Annotated in this window: 13 protein-coding genes; 7 read left to right on the top strand and 6 right to left on the bottom strand. The window is 34.5% G+C overall.

From position 1 onward, the window contains the following. Nucleotides 1-4 precede the first annotated feature (4 nt). Together K0R77_RS10405 and K0R77_RS10400 are read right to left on the bottom strand one after the other, a co-directional pair. Nucleotides 5-2,377: a M1 family metallopeptidase gene (locus tag K0R77_RS10405; RefSeq protein WP_300352003.1), complete on the bottom strand. Its 2,373-nt coding sequence runs from the start codon at nt 2,375-2,377 to the stop codon at nt 5-7. 144 nt (nt 2,378-2,521) lie between these two features. Continuing rightward, nucleotides 2,522-3,100, bottom strand: a complete 579-nt coding sequence (locus K0R77_RS10400) for a HupE/UreJ family protein (RefSeq protein WP_300352001.1) — start codon at nt 3,098-3,100, stop codon at nt 2,522-2,524. A 69-nt stretch (nt 3,101-3,169) separates the two neighbouring features. Between K0R77_RS10400 and K0R77_RS10395 the strand changes: the two genes are divergently transcribed. Both K0R77_RS10395 and K0R77_RS10390 read left to right on the top strand, forming a co-directional pair. Continuing rightward, on the top strand, nt 3,170-3,337 hold the full coding sequence (locus tag K0R77_RS10395; protein ID WP_300351999.1) for a hypothetical protein: 168 nt from the start codon (nt 3,170-3,172) through the stop codon (nt 3,335-3,337). A gap of 45 nt (nt 3,338-3,382) precedes the next feature. Beyond that, complete coding sequence (locus K0R77_RS10390) at nt 3,383-3,883, top strand: DUF6702 family protein (RefSeq protein ID WP_300351997.1); 501 nt, start codon at nt 3,383-3,385, stop codon at nt 3,881-3,883. A gap of 6 nt (nt 3,884-3,889) precedes the next feature. Here the strand turns inward: K0R77_RS10390 and K0R77_RS10385 are convergent, their stop codons facing one another. The 3 genes from K0R77_RS10385 to radA form a co-directional block, all read right to left on the bottom strand. Further along, nucleotides 3,890-4,483, bottom strand: coding sequence for an ACP phosphodiesterase (locus K0R77_RS10385; RefSeq protein ID WP_300351995.1), 594 nt, complete (start codon nt 4,481-4,483; stop codon nt 3,890-3,892). Between the two features lie 83 nt (nt 4,484-4,566). Then, on the bottom strand, nt 4,567-6,105 hold the full coding sequence (locus K0R77_RS10380) for a M12 family metallo-peptidase (RefSeq protein WP_300351994.1): 1,539 nt from the start codon (nt 6,103-6,105) through the stop codon (nt 4,567-4,569). A 71-nt stretch (nt 6,106-6,176) separates the two neighbouring features. Continuing rightward, entirely contained in the window at nt 6,177-7,526 is a 1,350-nt protein-coding gene (gene radA / locus K0R77_RS10375) for a DNA repair protein RadA (RefSeq protein WP_300351992.1), read from the bottom strand. Between the two features lie 104 nt (nt 7,527-7,630). On the opposite strand from radA, the gene K0R77_RS10370 reads away from it, so the two are divergent. From K0R77_RS10370 to yidC, 3 genes are all read left to right on the top strand, one after another. Next, a complete protein-coding gene (locus K0R77_RS10370; RefSeq protein WP_300351990.1) occupies nt 7,631-8,197 on the top strand; it encodes a YceI family protein in 567 nt (188 codons plus the stop codon). 195 nt (nt 8,198-8,392) lie between these two features. Next, nucleotides 8,393-10,006: a CTP synthase gene (locus tag K0R77_RS10365; RefSeq protein WP_300351988.1), complete on the top strand. Its 1,614-nt coding sequence runs from the start codon at nt 8,393-8,395 to the stop codon at nt 10,004-10,006. Nucleotides 10,007-10,185: 179 nt separating this feature from the next. Beyond that, entirely contained in the window at nt 10,186-12,009 is a 1,824-nt protein-coding gene (gene yidC, locus K0R77_RS10360; RefSeq protein ID WP_300351986.1) for a membrane protein insertase YidC, read from the top strand. Nucleotides 12,010-12,123: 114 nt separating this feature from the next. Here yidC and K0R77_RS10355 read toward each other — a convergent pair whose 3' ends face one another. Continuing rightward, nucleotides 12,124-12,708: a ribonuclease HII gene (locus K0R77_RS10355; RefSeq protein WP_300351985.1), complete on the bottom strand. Its 585-nt coding sequence runs from the start codon at nt 12,706-12,708 to the stop codon at nt 12,124-12,126. A gap of 131 nt (nt 12,709-12,839) precedes the next feature. Here K0R77_RS10355 and K0R77_RS10350 point away from each other — a divergent pair, with 131 nt between their 5' ends. Together K0R77_RS10350 and K0R77_RS10345 are read left to right on the top strand one after the other, a co-directional pair. Then, entirely contained in the window at nt 12,840-15,833 is a 2,994-nt protein-coding gene (locus tag K0R77_RS10350) for a SusC/RagA family TonB-linked outer membrane protein (protein ID WP_300351984.1), read from the top strand. 9 nt (nt 15,834-15,842) lie between these two features. Continuing rightward, a complete protein-coding gene (locus K0R77_RS10345) occupies nt 15,843-17,516 on the top strand; it encodes a SusD/RagB family nutrient-binding outer membrane lipoprotein (RefSeq protein WP_300351982.1) in 1,674 nt (557 codons plus the stop codon). Nucleotides 17,517-18,160: the final 644 nt, after the last annotated feature.

The raw sequence follows: 18,160 nt of genomic DNA, 5'->3' as shown, positions 1-18,160 counted from the left end.
AATTTTACTTTTTACCGGCCTGCATTGGATTTACTTTTCCTGTTCCGCCGCCTCTTACCGGACCGTCTTGTTTTTGTTTAAATACCTGAAATTTTGAAGTCTCTGAAGAACTTCCGTCATTGCTCCAGAAATTATTTGAAGTGTCAATATCTGCCGTTTCTTTCAACGGATCAAGCTGAATTGATTTTATTTTTTTATCAAAATAAAACGTCTTCGAAACTTTATTTTCGTTGTGTCTCCAGATCTGAGCAGAAGATTTGTCTCTTAATTTTGAGCCGTCTTCGAACGTAAACTCAAGAATAATTGGCATTACCAATCCGCCTTTGTTGACGAAATCAATCTGATATGCAGTAATGTTTTTCAGTCTGTCCTGATCTTTTTTATCTAAAGGAATACTTCCTTCAGTTTTAAAAGTGTATTCTTTATTGGTATCCACTTTTTCCTGACCTCTGTCATAACGGTAATAAAAATCCTGAAGATTTTTATCTTTTTCTACCTCAAATGTGATGGTTTTATCTTCTTTATTTCTGATTTTTGAAATGTCTTCAAACTCGTTTTGCAAAGGTTTTTCAACTTTATATTTGGTTTCGCTTGCCTCTTTTGATGCATTAAAATCAGGAGTTGCTATTGTCACTTTATCAATGGTAATATCTACAGGATCGGTTCCGTAAAACCAGCCTCTCCAGAACCAATCTAAGTCTTCACCACTTGCATCTTCCATTGTTCTGAAAAAATCTGCAGGCTCGGGATGTTTAAATGCCCATCTTTTTGAATAAGTTTTAAAAGCTTTATCGAAGAGTTCCCTTCCCATAATGGTTTCCCGAAGAATATTCAATCCGGTTGCGGGTTTAGAATAGGCATTCGGACCAAACTGAATAATGTTTTCAGAATTACTCATAATCGGTTCCAGCTGATCTTTCGGAAGTTTCATATAATCAACGATCGTCCACGCCGGACCACGTTTTGAAGGGAATTTATTGTCCCATTTTTCTTCCGTTAAATATTCGGTAAATGTATTTAAACCTTCATCCATCCAGCTCCATTGTCTTTCGTCTGAATTGATGATCATCGGGAAAAAATTGTGTCCTACTTCATGAATGATAACGCCGATCATTCCGTTTTTTGTTCCTTCAGAATAGGTTCCGTCTTTTTCTGTTCTTCCGAAATTGAAGCAGATCATCGGATATTCCATTCCGTTTGCAGCTTCCACAGATTGTGCAACCGGATAAGGATAAGGAATGGTAAATTCCGAATAGGTTTTTATGGTATGTGCAACCGCTTTTGTTGAAAATTTTCTGTAAAGGCCATAAGCTTCTTTCGGGTAGAAACTCATTGCCATTACTTTATTATTGTTTTCAGGAATTGTAACGCCCATTCCGTCCCAAACGAATTTTCTTGAAGAAGTCCACGCAAAATCTCTTACGTCCTTTGCTTCGAAAATCCATGTTTTTCTTTGCTTTGAATGATTTTTTTCTGCTTTTCTGGCTTCATCTAAAGTGACGATCTCCACAGGCTCGTTTGAAGTCTGGGCTTTCTTATATCTAGATAATTGTTCGGAAGATAAAACCTGTTCGTAATTTTTACATTCTCCGGTTCCGCCGATAATATGATCTGCCGGAACATTCATAGAAACTTTATAATTTCCAAAAACCAAAGCAAATTCGCCTCTTCCCGTAAACTGGTGGTTTTGCCACCCTTGGAAATCGCTGTAAACACACATTCTCGGGAACCATTGGGTAATAGTGTAGAGGTCATTTCCGTCTTCCGCAAAGTTTTCATAACCGCCGCGACCGCCCATTTTCATTCTGTTCGGAATGTTATAATTCCAATCAATTTTAAAGATGAATTTTTCTCCTTTTTTTAAGATTTTAGGAAGATCAATACGCATCATGGTTTTGTTGACGGTGTATTTCAAAGGATTTCCTGAAGCATCGGTTACTTTTTCAAGATTCACACCGTAACCGTTATCTTTTACAGGGAGATCCGTAGTCTTTAGCTGCTGGTCATTCAAAGATTTTGGTAGGGTAGAAGAAAACTGGTAATCAGCCTTTTTTACAGTGGATTGTTGATTTTCATCCAATTGAAGCCAGATGTAATCCAGATCATCGGGCGAATTATTGTAATAGGTAACGGTTTCCGAACCTTTTAGATTTCTTTTGTCTTCATCGAGATAGGCTGAAATGTCATAATCGGCTCTGTTTTGCCAGTATGCTTGTCCCGGTGCTCCCGAAGCAGCTCTGTAAACGTTTGGTGTAGGTAAGATGGTTCCCAATTGCTCAAACCTGTTCCCGTGGTTGCTTCCTGGGTTATTTTGAATGTTTTGAGCCGAAAAGCCCATATATAGAAATACTGAAAGTGCAGTTACTTTAAGTTTCATACGATGATATTTATTTTAATGGTCAGATGTAATCGCTTTTACTTTTTTAAGTATTATGCTTTCAGTGATGGCGATTTCATTTGAAAAAATTTAAGAATTATCAAATATAATAATAAGTAGTTGAAAATTTAGAAATGTTTCAGCCTAGAACGGAATTCTTTCTAAAGTCATTTTTAAAGATAATGCGAAAACTCCCGAAGAAACAAAAAGAATCCAATCTTTTTTGTTGATTTTGAATAAATTAAGTAAAATAAAAAGAATGATCAGTATTGCAAAAACAATCACAATTTGCCCCAATTCCAGGCCAATATTAAAACCTAAAAGCGGAACCGCAATACTCTGGCTTTTTGCAATCATTACTCTTGCTGTATTTGCAAAGCCAAGCCCGTGGATCAGTCCGAAGAATAAAGCCAGATAGTAATGTGTTTTATCGTGCGTTTGTTTTTTATTTTTCATTAAAATATTTCCCAAGGCGGTCAAAACAATCGTCAAAGGAATCAAAAATTCAATCCAATTTGAAGGTAACCTTACAATATCTAAAATACTTAATGCTAAAGTTATAGAATGGCCGATGGTAAATGCAGTCACTAAAATCAGGATTTTTTTCCATTCTTTAAAGGAATAAACGGCAATCAATGCCAAAACAAAAAGCTGATGATCCAGAGCGTCCAATGAAATAATATGTTCCCAACCAAGTTTTAAATAGAAAAGAAAATCCTGCATTTTTTCAATATTTTTTTTGAAATGCGATGATACAAAATTTATTTTAACTTTGTTGAAAAATTCAATGTCATGATTGCTAATATAGAATTAGAAAAGGATGAGGAAGAATTTTATGAAGATGATATACCAAAATGGTTTATTGATAAAATTTCAGATTATGCAGATCGCCTTGAAGAAAAAGACCTGATTTCAAAGGAAGATTTCTTTAAATTTATTGATGAAGAAATATTCAGGTAAATTCTCAAAAATAGCCAGACAAACTTTATCTGAAAACATTTTAAAATGAAAAAAATATTTTTTCTTCTGATTTTTTCTCTGATTTGCTCGTCTTTCAACAAAGATAAACATCCATATCACGTTGGTTCAGTAGAAATCAACTACAATTCAAAATCAAAAACGTTTGAAGTTACCGGACGTTTTTTTCTTGATGATCTTGAAAATGGTTTAACAGAAAAATACGGAAAACCTTTTCATTTTAATGATGAAAAATATAAATCGCAACTTAATATAGCTTTAAAAAATTATTGTACAGAATATTTTAAACTAAAGACAAATAATCAGTTTTTACAAGTGAATTATGTCGGTTATGAAGAAGACAGCGAGTCTGTAAATGTTTTTCTTGAATCTGAAACGGTAAACAATCCTAAAAAAGTAGAAGCTGCGGTGAGTTTTCTGTATAATTTATTTGACGATCAGATCAATATTGTTCATATTATTGTCGATGGAAACCGGAAAAGTGAAAAACTGAGTTATCCGAACAGATATTTGTTCCGGCAATTTTAATCTGATTTATTTTTGAAGCTGTAAAACAACATTTTCAGCTTTTGCGTGTGCTAAAAGGTCAGGAAAAAAATCATCATAGCATTTTTGCAAAACATCTTTATTATCCAAAAAAGCCTGAAAAACAGGAATATCTTTATCTAAATATTTCGCTTTATTCAAAACATTCTGAATGCTGAATTTGATACCCCAATCTTCACGATAATTGTATAACCAATCGTCGTGTTCCATTTTTACAAGCATTCTTTTGAAATTTTCAGGAAGCCATTCATAATTTTCATTCAAAACTCTATACACTTTCAGTGAATGTTCCTTCCAGCCTTGTAATGAGTTTAAAGTGAAATCTGTAGCCAGAAAATAATCCATCGAAACATCTACAAAAGCTCCTGCATACAATCTTACAAGCGGACTGAAAACCTTTTTCGCCTCATGAATTGCGGGGTGAGAGTCTGTAAACGTGTCAATTGCACGGTGAAGAGTAATTCCATCCTGAATATCTTTAGGGAAAGAGTATCGATCTTTGTTTCGGATGAAATCTTCAAGAAACTGCCCGACAATTTGTCCGTCATTGAAAGTGAGAAAAGAATGAGCGAGAAAGTTCATATTGCAAGTTAAGGCTATAAAATTAAAATCCTCCGAATAAATTTAAACTATTCGAAGGATTTTGATGTTATTTTTTTTGAAAATTATTTAATAATAAACTTTTTACTTCCCACTAAAGAATTTTTATCAGAGTAAACACTCAGGAAATATTCTCCTGAAGGTAAACCACGAAGATTAATGGTTTTCTTATCAGATGTCAGAATAATTTGACCCAATGGATTGATCACTTTAAAAGTGTATTGCTCATCATTTGTAATCCAGATATTGATTTCATCTTTAGCCGGATTTGGGAAAATAGTAAAATCTTTTACTTCTTTATAAAAACTTTCTGTGGTGGTTAGCAAAGCGGTTGGTGTAAACTGCGAAACAACACACGCAAAACGTGCAAAGCCAAAGGCTTCGTTAGAAGGATTTGGGTTTCCAATAGCAATTCCGGTGGGTTCAGAATTATAATTTACATTAGGATTTGCCCATCGGTTAATTCTTGAGCAGCCAATTCCTGCAGAGGCACACTCATCGTTATAAGCCATTATCGTTCTCCAGCGTTGAGAATTTGTACTTAAAGTTCCTAAAGTCACAGCTGTCTGATTACTATACCCATGATGATGACTGCAGGGAGTAGTTGACTGACTTACAAACCAATCATGATTCAGTCCCATATTATGACCCATTTCGTGAGCCAAAGTATAGTTGGAAACTACACAACTGTAAATGGAAACCGTAAACGCTGAATTTGCCGAATAGTTAGTAGGATTTGAATTAAAATACCCAAGTCCGCATGTATTTGTGGGTGTTGAAGTGACAAGTGCACAAAGATCTGCTCCGTAGGTTGATCTCAATATATGTACATCGTCCATCACACCATCATTGTTGTTTCTGAAACTTGCAAGATCTGTACTGATATTTCCGGTTTCTGTATAAATAATTTCTCCTGCATAAACTAAATTGATAGTAACATTTGAAACTCCGGAGTTTTGAAGGGAATTATTAAAATTAGTAATCGCCGTAGCAATAAAAGAGTTGCTTTGAGCTATGCCTCCCCATGCAATTCTTGCAAGATTGGTGTAAACGACCAAAACATCAATAGTAGTTGCCGAACAAACGGGTGTATTGTCTAAACAGATATTGGCATTTACTTTCTGACTGATTGCTGATTCGTTTAAAATAAAATCATTCTTAGAATCCTGATTTACCAGAGTGCCTTCATTGACAACAGAAACTGCAAAAATGCCGTTACTTGTCTGATGAAAAATTACTTTCTCGCCATTATTTGAAGCATACATTCCGGTTATGATGTTGTCATATTTAGAAAATACCAGTTCAGATTTTGGTTCATTTTCTATAACATATGAAGATGATTCGCTTTTATTACTGTAAGAAAATGATTTTGAGAACTTAGCTTTGATCTCTTTATTGTTTGGCAGAAGAATCTGAAGGTCAGAATTCAGGTCAAAAGAAGACTGAGAATAATATTTGGTGAGTATATAATTAGAAGCAAGATTTGTACTTATTTTTTGCTGATTATTCAGGTTGTTTTCATTGATTGTATGTTCAAAAATTCTATTTTGTGCCGACAAAAATGCAATACAAAAAATGAGAAGACAGGTAAATCTTTTTTTCACGTTAGATTGGTTGAGGTTATTGATACACAAATATATACAATTGTTATTGATATTTTAAGATTTTTTTAAGACTAAAACAGTCTCTCATGAAAATCCTCAACTTTGCTCACTTCTTCAATTTTGATTCCGAATTTTTTCTTTGGAAGTTTATTTAAATTTGAAATAAAAATCTTTTCGTAACCCAATTTTTCAGCTTCAGTGATACGCTGTTCTGCCTGTGCGATCGGACGAATTTCTCCACTCAGACCAATTTCTCCTGCAAAACAGTAATGTTCAGAAATCGCAATATCCTCATTGGATGAAAGAATCGACGCTACAACTGCCAAATCCAAAGCCGGATCGTCGGTTTTTATTCCGCCTGTAATATTCAGGAAAACGTCTTTTGCGCCTAACTGAAAACCCGCTCTTTTTTCTAAAACTGCCAAAAGCATATTGAGCCTTTTTGAATCAAAACCTGTACAGCTTCTTTGCGGAGTTCCGTAAACTGCAGTACTTACCAAAGCCTGAATTTCCAAAAGCATCGGTCGGTTTCCTTCTAAAGTAACGGCAACGGAATTTCCGGAAAGTTCTTCAAATTTTTTAGTAATTAAAATTTCTGAAGGATTTTTTATTTCTTTTAAACCTTGAGAAACCATTTCGTAAATTCCGATTTCCGCGGTTGATCCGAAACGGTTTTTATTTGCTCTTAATAATCTGAAAAGGTGATTTCTGTCGCCATCAAAATTCAAAACTACATCAACCATATGTTCCAGAACTTTAGGGCCTGCAATTTGACCGTCTTTGGTAATATGACCCACTAAGAAAACAGGAACATTATATTCTTTAGCATATTTAATAATCTCATTGGAGCATTCTCGGATTTGCGAAACTGTTCCCGGCGAACTTTCAATTAATTGCGACTGCAAAGTTTGGATAGAGTCAATGATTACAAAATCTGGCTCCAGTTTTTTAGCTTCATGTAGAATTTTTTCTAAAGAAGTTTCGGTATACAGAAAACAGTTCGGATTTTTTACATCTGCCAAACGGTCGGCTCTCATTTTAATTTGAGAAGCACTTTCCTCTCCGGAAACGTAGAAAATTTTTTTCTTCATCTTTAATGCAAGCTGAAGGAGTAGGGTAGATTTCCCGATTCCCGGTTCTCCACCGATCAATGTGACCGAACCTAATACGATTCCGCCTCCTAAAACCCGGTTGAGCTCATCGGAAGGTGTTTTTATTCTCGGTTCTTCAATTGCTTCAACTTCGATGATATTGATGACACTTTGTTTGGTTTTTGAAGGAGATAAACTTTTTTGTGGTGTTTTTTCTACAATTTCTTCTATCAAAGTATTCCATTCGCCACAGTTTTTACACTGTCCCATCCATTGTGAATATTGCGATCCGCAGTTTTGACAGAAATATGCTGTTCTCAGTTTTGCCATGCTGTAAAATTAAAAAAAATATGTGTGAATTTTTCAGAACTTATCATAGGTCAATGATTCCAAATGAAACTGTGTGTAGATTTGCAGTATAAATTTTTAAGAAAATGAAAAAAATACTACTAAGCTTTGTTTTTGCTTTTGTAAGCATGATCACTTTTGCACAATCTACCTGGACTGTAGATCCAATGCATTCATCTGTGAATTTCAATATCAAGCACATGGGAATCAGTTTCGTGCAAGGTAGATTTGATAAATTTGACGGAACTGTTTCTACTCCGGGAGCCACTTTAGATAATGCTAAATTTAACTTTTCAGTACAAACAGAATCTATCAATACAGGAGTGGAGCCAAGAGATAAGCATTTGAAAAGTGCTGATTTCTTTGACGCCGCTCAATTTCCAACGATGAAGTTTGAAAGTACATCTTTAATTAAAGGAAAAAATAATGCTTATACTTTAAAAGGTAAACTGACTGTAAAAGATGTTACAAAAGAAGTAAGTATTCCGGTAACCTTCGGTGGCGTTACAAAAAACCAACAAGGGAAAGATGTTGCAGGTTTACAGGCAAAGTTTACAGTTAACCGTTTAGATTACAACATTAAATATGATCCTACAGGAGCAGGTGTTGCTAAAGATGTTGAGGTTGTATTGTTTTTTGAATTAGTGAAATAATAATTTTCATATATATAATTTGGTTTAGGTGAAGGTTTCTCGATTGAGAGACCTTTTCTTTTATATTGTGGTGACTTCTAAAACTTCAGTTATAGACTGTATGTTTTAGAAGATAACATCAATTATTATAATTTAAAAACAAAACAAAATTGCTTTGCTTTGCTTTTTCCCCTAACTTTGCACAAACCTAATCTAATGAGTAAAAAGAATACAAAGTACATCTTTGTGACAGGAGGTGTAACTTCATCTTTGGGAAAGGGAATCGTTTCTGCTTCTCTGGGACTATTGTTAAAATCACGCGGATTTAATGTAACGATCCAAAAACTTGATCCTTATATCAATATCGACCCGGGAACGCTGAACCCTTATGAACACGGAGAATGCTATGTAACTGAAGATGGTGCTGAAACGGATCTGGATTTAGGACATTACGAGCGTTATCTTGATGCTCCGACTTCTCAAAACAACAACGTTACCACAGGGAAAATCTACCAGACTGTAATCGAAAAAGAAAGAAAAGGAGACTTCCTTGGAAAAACAGTTCAGGTAATCCCTCACATTACCAATGAAATTAAACGAAGAATTAAAATTCTTTCTAAGCAGAACTACGATATTATCATTACTGAGATTGGTGGAACTGTAGGAGATATTGAATCTTTACCTTACATCGAAACTGTACGTCAGTTGAAATGGGAATTGGGTGAGAAAAATTCTATGGTGATTCACCTGACTTTATTGCCATATTTGGCTTCAAGTGGAGAATTAAAAACTAAACCTTCTCAGCATTCTGTACGTCAATTGATGGAAAGCGGAATTATGGCAGATGTGTTAGTTTGCAGAACAGAACATAAAATTCCAAAAGACCAAAGAGCAAAATTGGCTCAGTTCTGTAATGTTTCTTTAGATAATGTCATTGAATGTAAAGATTTGGAAACGATCTATGAAGTTCCGATGTATCTTCAGAAACAAAACTTTGATGACGTAGTTCTTAAAGGATTGGATCTGAAAAGTGATAAAGAAGCTGATCTTAAAGACTGGAAAACTTTTGTGAAGAAATTCCAGAATCCAAAGAGAACAGTAGAAATAGCATTGGTTGGAAAATATATTTCTCTTCAGGATTCTTATATATCAATTGCAGAAGCTTTCAAGCATGCAGGTGCAGATATTGAAACGGAAGTAAAGATCAGATGGGTTTACAGTGGTGATTTAACCAAAGAAAATATTAAAGAAACTTTAGATGGAGTTTGCGGTATCTTGGTTGCTCCGGGTTTTGGAGACAGAGGTATTGAAGGAAAAATCCTTACAGCTCAGTATGCAAGAGAAAATAAAGTTCCGATGTTGGGAATTTGTCTTGGAATGCAGATTATGACCATAGAGTTTGCAAGAAATGTTTTAGGTTATACCAAATCCAATTCAATGGAATTTGATACGTCCACAGAACATCCTGTAATTTCATTAATGGAAGAACAGAAAAATGTTGTTGATAAAGGAGGGACAATGCGTCTTGGAGCTTGGAAATGTGCTGTGAAAAACGGTTCGAAATTACACGAAATCTACGGAAGCAAACATATTTCTGAAAGACACCGTCACCGTTACGAATTCAACAGTGAGTACATTCAGGAATTTGAGAAAAACGGCTTCCTGGCAACAGGTACAAACCCGGAAACTGGTTTGGTAGAAGCATTGGAAATGCCGGATCACCCATTCTATGTTGGGGTACAGTACCACCCGGAATACAAAAGTACGGTTGCAACACCGCATCCATTGTTCAGGGCTTTTATTAAAGCTTGTGAAAAGGAAATAAAGTAATTGCAAAATTACAAACGTCATATAATATATAAAACTCAGATTGATTTTTGTCAGTCTGAGTTTATTATATAGTAACATATTATAGTATAGAGTTTTGATAAAAAAACAGTATTTTTGTCGACTCAAAAAGCATGGCATTGCTATGTTTGTTTAAATTTAAAAATTTTAATTAAAATAAAATGCAACAGAACAACGGACTCGATAAAAGCCAGATTATTAGTTTTGCAGTTTTATGTTTGGTACTCTTCGGATTTATGTTTTATTTCCAGAATAAACAGCAGAAAGAAGAAGCAGTAAAAGCCGAGCAACAGAAAACTGAGCAGGCGAAAAACCCTGTGAAACCAACTCCGGCAGCTAATATCAATCCCAATGTAACTCCGAATTCAATTCAGACCGCAAATCTTGCCAACAACGAATTGAAACTTGAATTTTCAAGTTTAGGAGGGCAGGTTTCAAAAGTAGAGCTTTTAAAATATAAAGCTTACGACCATAAAACCGATCAGGCAGATCTTCCACTTAATCTTATTACTAAAAATAACTCAAACTACGGTTTTCAGTTTAAAGATAAAACAGGAAAAATAATCAATACCAAAGATTTGGTCTTCTCTCCTGTGGTTAACGGAAGTACAGCTACTTTAACTGCGAATTATAACGGAGCAGCCATTCAGTTTATCTATACTTTAAACAACAATACTAAAGCTGAACTGAAGGATCAATATACTTTAGATTTTAAAGTAAGAACTCAGGGTCTTGCTAAAATCACGTCTGATAATAAGGCAGATTTTATCTGGGATTACAGTGTAAGAAACCTTGAAAAAGGTAGAGCACAAGAGCAGTCTCATTCAGAGTTTTCTTATGCGTTTAATAATTATAAAGATTATGATTATGATGGAAGAACCACAATGGATGAGCCGGAAGAAACGCTTAACTGGATTGGTGTAAAACAGCAATTTTTCTCTTCCGTCATTGAAGCTAAAAACGGTTTCACACAGAGTAAAGGTAATCAGGAAGCTTTTGAAGAAGGCGAATATTTGAAGAAACTGAATTTCGAAGGATTTGTTCAAATGCAGGGAAGCGAATTGAATCAGGATTTTACCTGGTATTTCATGCCTTTAGATTTACCTTTATTAAAGTCTTACGATAAGAATTTTGATGAAATTTTACCATTAGGATGGTCATTCATCGGAGCGATGAACCGTTATTTCTTCATGCCAATGTACAACCTTATTGCATCTTGGGGAATCACGGCAGGCTGGGTCATTTTCTTGATGACCATTATTGTTAAACTGATCTTATCACCAATTATGTACAAGCAGCATAAATTGAGTGCGATGATGAAAGTAATTCGTCCGGAAATTGACGAAGCTACAGCAAAATTCAAGGATGCAGATCCAATGAAAAAGCAACAGGCAACGATGGAGATTTACAGAAAAGCAGGAGTGAATCAGATGGCGGGATGTTTGCCGGCTTTGGTACAGATTCCTATTTTCTACGCTTTATTCAGATTCTTTCCGAACTTTATAGATTTGAGAGGACAGGGATTCTGGTTTGCAAAAGATCTTACTGCTTATGATGATTTAATTAAATTACCATTTAAAGTGCCCTTTTTAGGAGATCATTTAAGTGTTTTTGCGATTGCATGTACGATTGTAATCTTAATTTATACGGTAATGACTTCAGGAAATATGCAGCAGCCACAACAGGAAGGTATGCCGAATATGAAAGTGTTGATGTATATTTTCCCAATTACATTCTTATTCTTCCTGAATACTTCAGCATCAGGTTTATCTTGGTATTATTTTGTATCGAATGCGATTAATATTTTAATTATTCTTGTCATAAAATATGTGATTTTGGATGAAAAGAAAATTCATGCACAGATTCAGGCAAACAAAGAAAAGCCAAAAACAGAAGGTAAGTTTCAGAAACGAATGAGAGAAATGATGGAGAAAGCTCAGGAACAGCAGAAAACGCAGCAGCAGACGAGAAGTAAAAAGAAATAACTTAATATAATATAACAGAAAGGAGAAGTAATGTATTGCTTCTTCTTTTGTTTAGAATGGTTTAAATTTGAAATATTAAAACTTTTAATATGATAATTTTACAAACCATTTTAATTAATCATATTTTAACCTGAAAGATCGTCTGTGGTATTTTGTTATACCGTGCTTTATCAGGGCTTCCTGATGTTTTTTTGTTGCATATCCGAAGTTGGTATTCCATCCATACTCAGGATGCTCTTCGTGCAGCTGGATCATTAATCTGTCTCTGTAATTTTTAGCTAAAATTGACGCTGCTGCAATTGATAAAATTTTAGAATCGCCCTTAATGATACATTGATGAGGTATAAAATTATAAGGGTGAAATTTATTTCCATCGACCAAAATCAGTTCCGGGCGTATTGTTAATTTATCTAAAGCTCGATGCATTGCATGAATACTGGCGTTCAATATATTATGTTCGTCAATAAATGTTGGCGGAAGTTCTGAAATTGCATAACTTTTTACATTGTCTTTAATGTAAAAATCAAGTTCCATTCTTGTTTTAAAGTTCAATTTTTTTGAATCATTTACTAAATTCTGCTCGAAATTTTCATCAAGAATTACAGCTGCTGCCACAACAGGTCCGCTTAAACATCCTCTTCCTACTTCATCGCATCCTGCTTCAATATAGAAATTTGACCATTTTTTTAATAATTCCATAAAAATTAACTGTTTTAAACCTTTAAAATTATAAAAAATAAAATTATAAAAAAATGTTAATATTTTTTTTGATTTTTAACGGTTTTTAACGAAAAGTTTCACAACTTTGCCCACACAAAATTAATGTATAAATGAATAAATTAACTGCAAGTATTTTAGCTTTGGTTCTTACATCTTCCATTGTGATGATAAATGCTCAAGAAACACAGGGCGATACTCTGAGAACTCAGGATATTCGTGAAGTAGTTATAACTGGAGCATTAGGTCTGAAAAAAAGACAGGATGCTGTAACTTCTACCAATCAAGTAGTAAATAACGCTGAAATTACCCAAGCTAACAACCCTAACGCAGTTCAAGCGTTAACAGGCAAGGTTTCAGGTTTACAGATTAATACAACCAATAATTCTGTTAATTCTTCAACCAGAGTAGTATTAAGAGGACCAAGATCAATCTCAGGAGATAATCAGGCCTTAGTTGTTATTGACGGGGTAATATCTACATTAGATATTTTACAGAATATTCCACCAGAAATCATTGATAATATGAATATTATTAAAGGAATGCAGGGGGCAGCTTTGTATGGTGAGAGAGGGAGTAATGGTGTTATTGTTGTAACAACAAAAAGAGGTACAAAGTCAGAAAAATTACAGTTTAATTTAACAAGTTCAATTGATTTCTCAACTGTTTTTAAGATGCCTATCAGACAGAGCGTTTACGGACAGGGATATCCTGGTGATACTTTTGATACTACTGATTATGGAGGTGCGAACTGGACTCCTTATGAAAATACAAATTGGGGACCGGCATATTCATCAGTTTTGGGTGGGCAGTCACTTCTCGTTGGGATGCCACAAGCTGATAATTCTTGGCTTACAGAAACCTTCAATTATAAGGAAGACGGAATGTCAAATTTCTTTAAAACAGGTGTTTTGCTTCAGAATGGATTGTCTGTAACAGCTGGAGGGTCTGATTCTTATGTTTTCTTAGCCGTGAACAGAGCTGAAAATGACTTTGTAGTTGAAAATGATAATTTAAAAAGAAATAATTTTATACTTAAAGCCGGAAAACAATTGGGTAAATTCAGAATTGACGGAAACGTTAATTATTTGGATAGAAGAACATCAACTACAGATTCCGGTCTTTATGGACAGTTGCTTCAGACCCCTACCAATGTTGACGTTAGACAATTCAGAAATTCTCTTCCTGATGCAAGCTACAGTATTTATACTGTCAATCCTTATTGGACAATTAATAATGACAGAGCTGATACCAAACAGAGAACATTTACAGGATTAATAAATTTGGAGTATAAGTTAAATGATCATATTTCATTTACCTATGCCGGAACTGCCGTTTCCGGTTCTTCAGTTCAGGAAAGTCATCTGAATGCTTTTGCTTTTGATAGAGTGTATAATGGTACAGGAACGCCAATCGACGGTACATCACCTACAGATTATGGTCTTGATCCGATTGTTTCAAATTATTATAAAACTGTTTCATCGAGTTTTAGATATTACGGTGATTTGATGGCAAATTTTGATTACAATCTGACAGATAACCTGAATTTCAGGTTTAATGTAGGGCATAATATCCAGGATGCATCTTCATCCAGAACACAAGTGGGTGGTGAAAATCTTAAGATACCAGGATGGTATCACATCAATAACGTACTACAGCCGGATTTATTTTCGAGACTTGATAACAGTAATACCAGACAAAGATCTTTTGCGTGGTTTGCCAATTTAGATTTGGGTTATAAAGATTTCTTATATTTCAACTCTACGTTCAGATATGAGAAAAGTTCTTTCACAAGTGTCAATCCTGTAACTCCACTAGGGATGCAGTTACCATTTAGTAATAAAGGTTATCCTTATTATTCTTTTGGAGCATCATTTATTCCTACTAAAGCATTCGAAAGCATAAAAGGAAATGTATTAAATTATGCAAAAGTAAGCTTAAACTACAGTAGAGTAGGAAACAGCTCTACCATTGACTTATATGGATTAGACAGAGTTGGTGCTTTCCCAACGGGGTACCCTTTTGGTTCACTTTCTTCTTATTTGCCTACAACGACGATTTTTGCTGCAGATATCGAGCCTGAATTCTACTTGTCAAAAGAGGCTTCGTTGCAGTTAGGTTTCTTTAAAGACAGAATTACTTTTGATGGGTCTATATTTAGAAATGATAATAAAAACTTTATTACTACAATTTCAACTTCTTCCGCTTCAGGCATTACCAACTTCCAGGATAATATTGGGAACAGCAGAAATCAAGGTTACGAAGTAGATTTAGGTTTTACACCAATCAGAACAAAAGATTTTGAATGGAAAATGAGAGGGTCTTATTCAACGTATGATACAGAAATTTTATCATTGGCAGACGGTGCTGATGAAGTACCTTTAAATATTGCTGGTAATGTTGGGATATATGCTGTTAAAGGTGAAAGTTTTCCCGTTATTAAAGGAACAAAATATCAAAGAGATCCAAATGGAAATATCATTGTAAACTCAAACGGTAACCCTTTATCGACGTCAAATTTTGAAGTGCTTGGGAAAGTAAATCCAGATTATATTTTAGGATTTAACACATCATTTAAGTTCAAGGGAATTACCTTGAGTGCTACTGCAGATTACAGAACTGGAAATAGTTTTGTTTCCCTTTCAAAAGTGGCTTTAGGAGCTAATGGGTCATCTGAAAAAACAGCTGAATTTGACAGATCTAAAGGCTATATTATTCCTAATTCTGTTCAGTTGGTTAATGGGCAATATGTTACCAATACCACACCAGTTGGAAATGATGATAGTTATTTTGGAGTAATGAATTATTTTACAACCGCAGCTTATTCATCTGTAGGAGAAGAATATGTTGTAGATGGTACAGCCCTAAAAGTGAGAGAAATTGCTTTAAGCTATGATTTACCAAAATCAATTCTAAAAAGCACATTTGTCAATTCATTATCAGTAGGCGTATATGCAAGAAATCCATTCTTTATCTATGCGAAGGATAATAGAAATTTTAACGATCCGGAAACAGCCAATACAAATGGAAATGCTGGTGGAATTGCTGTGACAGGGCAGTATCCTAGTATGAGAACCTTTGGTTTTAATCTTAATGCAACTTTTTAATTAACAAAAATGAAAAATAATAAATTTTTTGTAACAATTCTCGCTGCCGCTTTAAGTTTCAGTGCAACATCTTGTTCTAATGAATTTTTAGATGTAAATGATAATCCTAATGCAGTACAAGCAGAAAACATTACGCCAGATCTAATACTTCCCGGTGCTATCAGCCAAGCTTACAGAACACAGGCAGGAAGTATGATGCGATTCGGGAATCTCATGATGAACAGTTGGGCAGGAAACTCGTATACAATTGCAGGTCCTTACTCAAGAGAATTTAGTTTAGCAAGTGTGGATAATACTTTTTACAGAGAAATTTGGGAGAACTTATATCCAAGAGTTGCTAATTTTGACCAAATGGAAAAGTTTACCAATGTAAATCATGAGCAAGACTATTATATTGCTATTGCTAAAATCATGAAGGCATATTATATGCAATATATTGTAGATTTATATGGAGATGCACCTTATAGCGAGGCATTTATGGGGCAACAGAATACTACTCCTAAATATGATAATGATGCAGATATTTACAAAGTTTTAATTTCTAAATTAGAAGAAGCCAATGCCTTAATCGATCAAGCAGATGAGCATGCATTGGAACCTACTTCTGATATAGTCTTTTCTGGAACTACGCCAGAACTACATATGGCAAAATGGAAAACATTTTCAAATACTTTAATGCTTAGATTGCTGATGAGAATGTCTAAAGTTAATGGTGAATTAGCAACTTACAGAAATCAAAAGCTTACAGCTTTAGCAGCAAGAATTAATGCTGATCCGATTAATAAATTTATTGAAAATGAGGTTACTGTTAATCCTGGATATACATCATCCAGTGATGATCAAATGAACCCATTTATATTGAACTGGGCTAGAAATGCTTCGGGAGCACAGGTGTCAAACTATTCTGTTGTAGTTGTTTCTGAACATATGGCAAATTCACTTGAAAGGAATAGAATTCTTAACGATCCTAACTATTCTAAATTTAACAATATTACTGACCCTAGAAAATCAAGGTTGTTTACCAATGTAGCTTCTGTTGATGCAAATGGTGTTGCATTTACAGGTTTAAAAGGCGTACGTCAAGGTAATGTCCCAGGTCAGCCGGGAGTGCCTGTGACTAATGTTAATACCTCAAAATTAGGAATTGGTAATTTTGCAGGGGGCGCATCTGTAGGTACATGGGGTGATGTAATTGCTGAAAACAATACTAGAGGTGGTGTGTTGTTTTCGGTAGCTGAAAGTAATTTATTACAAGCAGAGGCTGCACTTAGATGGCCTGCAATTTTCGGAAATATTCCTGCACAAGATAAATTTAACAATGCTATAGCAGCCAATGGAGATTGGTTGGGTGTAGCTGCTACTGCTACTGCGACTTATCTTTCTCAAATCGCTACAAGACCAGGATTAGGCTGGACAGGAACAGATACACAAAAAATTGAGGCAATTATGACCCAAAAATGGATTGCTTTAACAAATATCAATCCAACTGAGATGTTTATCGAGTACAACAGAACAGGTTATCCGTTTACTCCAATGGCTACAACGGCACAGTTTCCAAACAAACCTTACAGACTAGTGTATCCAAACTCTGAATATGCTGCCAACTCTGCTAATGTACCAAATATTTCAAGTGCACAGGTATTTGTTAAAAACCAATACACTCCATTTTGGAATCAAAACTAATTTAATTAATTAAGTTAATAAAAAAGACCACTTTCCAAAGTGGTCTTTTTTATTGTAATGAGCGGATAAATTTTCACAATAATTTCGAGTACAGGATAAACTTAGATAAAAGAACTAATCTAGGTATAACAAAGAGAAGCATTTATTGTTGATCTTTTTATTTAGAATCATTTTAAATTTAATCATTAATTGTTGAAAAATTAATAAATTTCAGCCTGTATGTACTAAATATATTTCCATCTCAATGAGCACGGTGATATTCAGTCAAAAGAGTATTATTTTCTGGGTTTTCCAGTATTTTCTGTTGCAGATCACAATTTGGTATTTCACCATGGTATTGAGGGTCTATAAAGTCGTTATATCAATTCATCAGTCTCTGGAATTAAGCTAAACTGAGATAATTATAATCTGCACAATTGAACTGCTCTTTTTATTACAGATGAATAAATTATCAGAGAAGAAATATTTCTGTGTGCCAATTCGCTTTCCTGATACGTTGTTTATTTATCTAAAGCTGTGTTAGTTGTAAGTGTTATGAAAATCAGTATTTTATGATTACTGTAGGAATGTTTTCAAATACTATTAAATTTTCCACTGACATAAAAATCAGTATAAGTTTAGTTCTTTTTCACAATTATTTTTCT

This window comes from Chryseobacterium sp. (assembly GCF_029240215.1).
Lineage (GTDB): Bacteria > Bacteroidota > Bacteroidia > Flavobacteriales > Weeksellaceae > Chryseobacterium.
The sequence above is the reverse complement of the archived record's forward strand: the minus strand, read 5'-3'. Positions and strand labels throughout refer to the sequence as shown.

Bases quoted from the DNA above. Each gene is read 5' to 3' on its own strand.
- K0R77_RS10405 (WP_300352003.1), bottom strand. From the start codon at position 2,377: ATGAAACTTAAAGTAACTGCACTTTCAGTATTTCTATATATGGGCTTT.
- K0R77_RS10400 (WP_300352001.1), bottom strand. From the start codon at position 3,100: ATGCAGGATTTTCTTTTCTATTTAAAACTTGGTTGGGAACATATTATT.
- K0R77_RS10395 (WP_300351999.1), top strand. From the start codon at position 3,170: ATGATTGCTAATATAGAATTAGAAAAGGATGAGGAAGAATTTTATGAA.
- K0R77_RS10390 (WP_300351997.1), top strand. From the start codon at position 3,383: ATGAAAAAAATATTTTTTCTTCTGATTTTTTCTCTGATTTGCTCGTCT.
- K0R77_RS10385 (WP_300351995.1), bottom strand. From the start codon at position 4,483: ATGAACTTTCTCGCTCATTCTTTTCTCACTTTCAATGACGGACAAATT.
- radA (WP_300351992.1), bottom strand. From the start codon at position 7,526: ATGGCAAAACTGAGAACAGCATATTTCTGTCAAAACTGCGGATCGCAA.
- K0R77_RS10370 (WP_300351990.1), top strand. From the start codon at position 7,631: ATGAAAAAAATACTACTAAGCTTTGTTTTTGCTTTTGTAAGCATGATC.
- K0R77_RS10365 (WP_300351988.1), top strand. From the start codon at position 8,393: ATGAGTAAAAAGAATACAAAGTACATCTTTGTGACAGGAGGTGTAACT.
- yidC (WP_300351986.1), top strand. From the start codon at position 10,186: ATGCAACAGAACAACGGACTCGATAAAAGCCAGATTATTAGTTTTGCA.
- K0R77_RS10355 (WP_300351985.1), bottom strand. From the start codon at position 12,708: ATGGAATTATTAAAAAAATGGTCAAATTTCTATATTGAAGCAGGATGC.
- K0R77_RS10350 (WP_300351984.1), top strand. From the start codon at position 12,840: ATGAATAAATTAACTGCAAGTATTTTAGCTTTGGTTCTTACATCTTCC.
- K0R77_RS10345 (WP_300351982.1), top strand. From the start codon at position 15,843: ATGAAAAATAATAAATTTTTTGTAACAATTCTCGCTGCCGCTTTAAGT.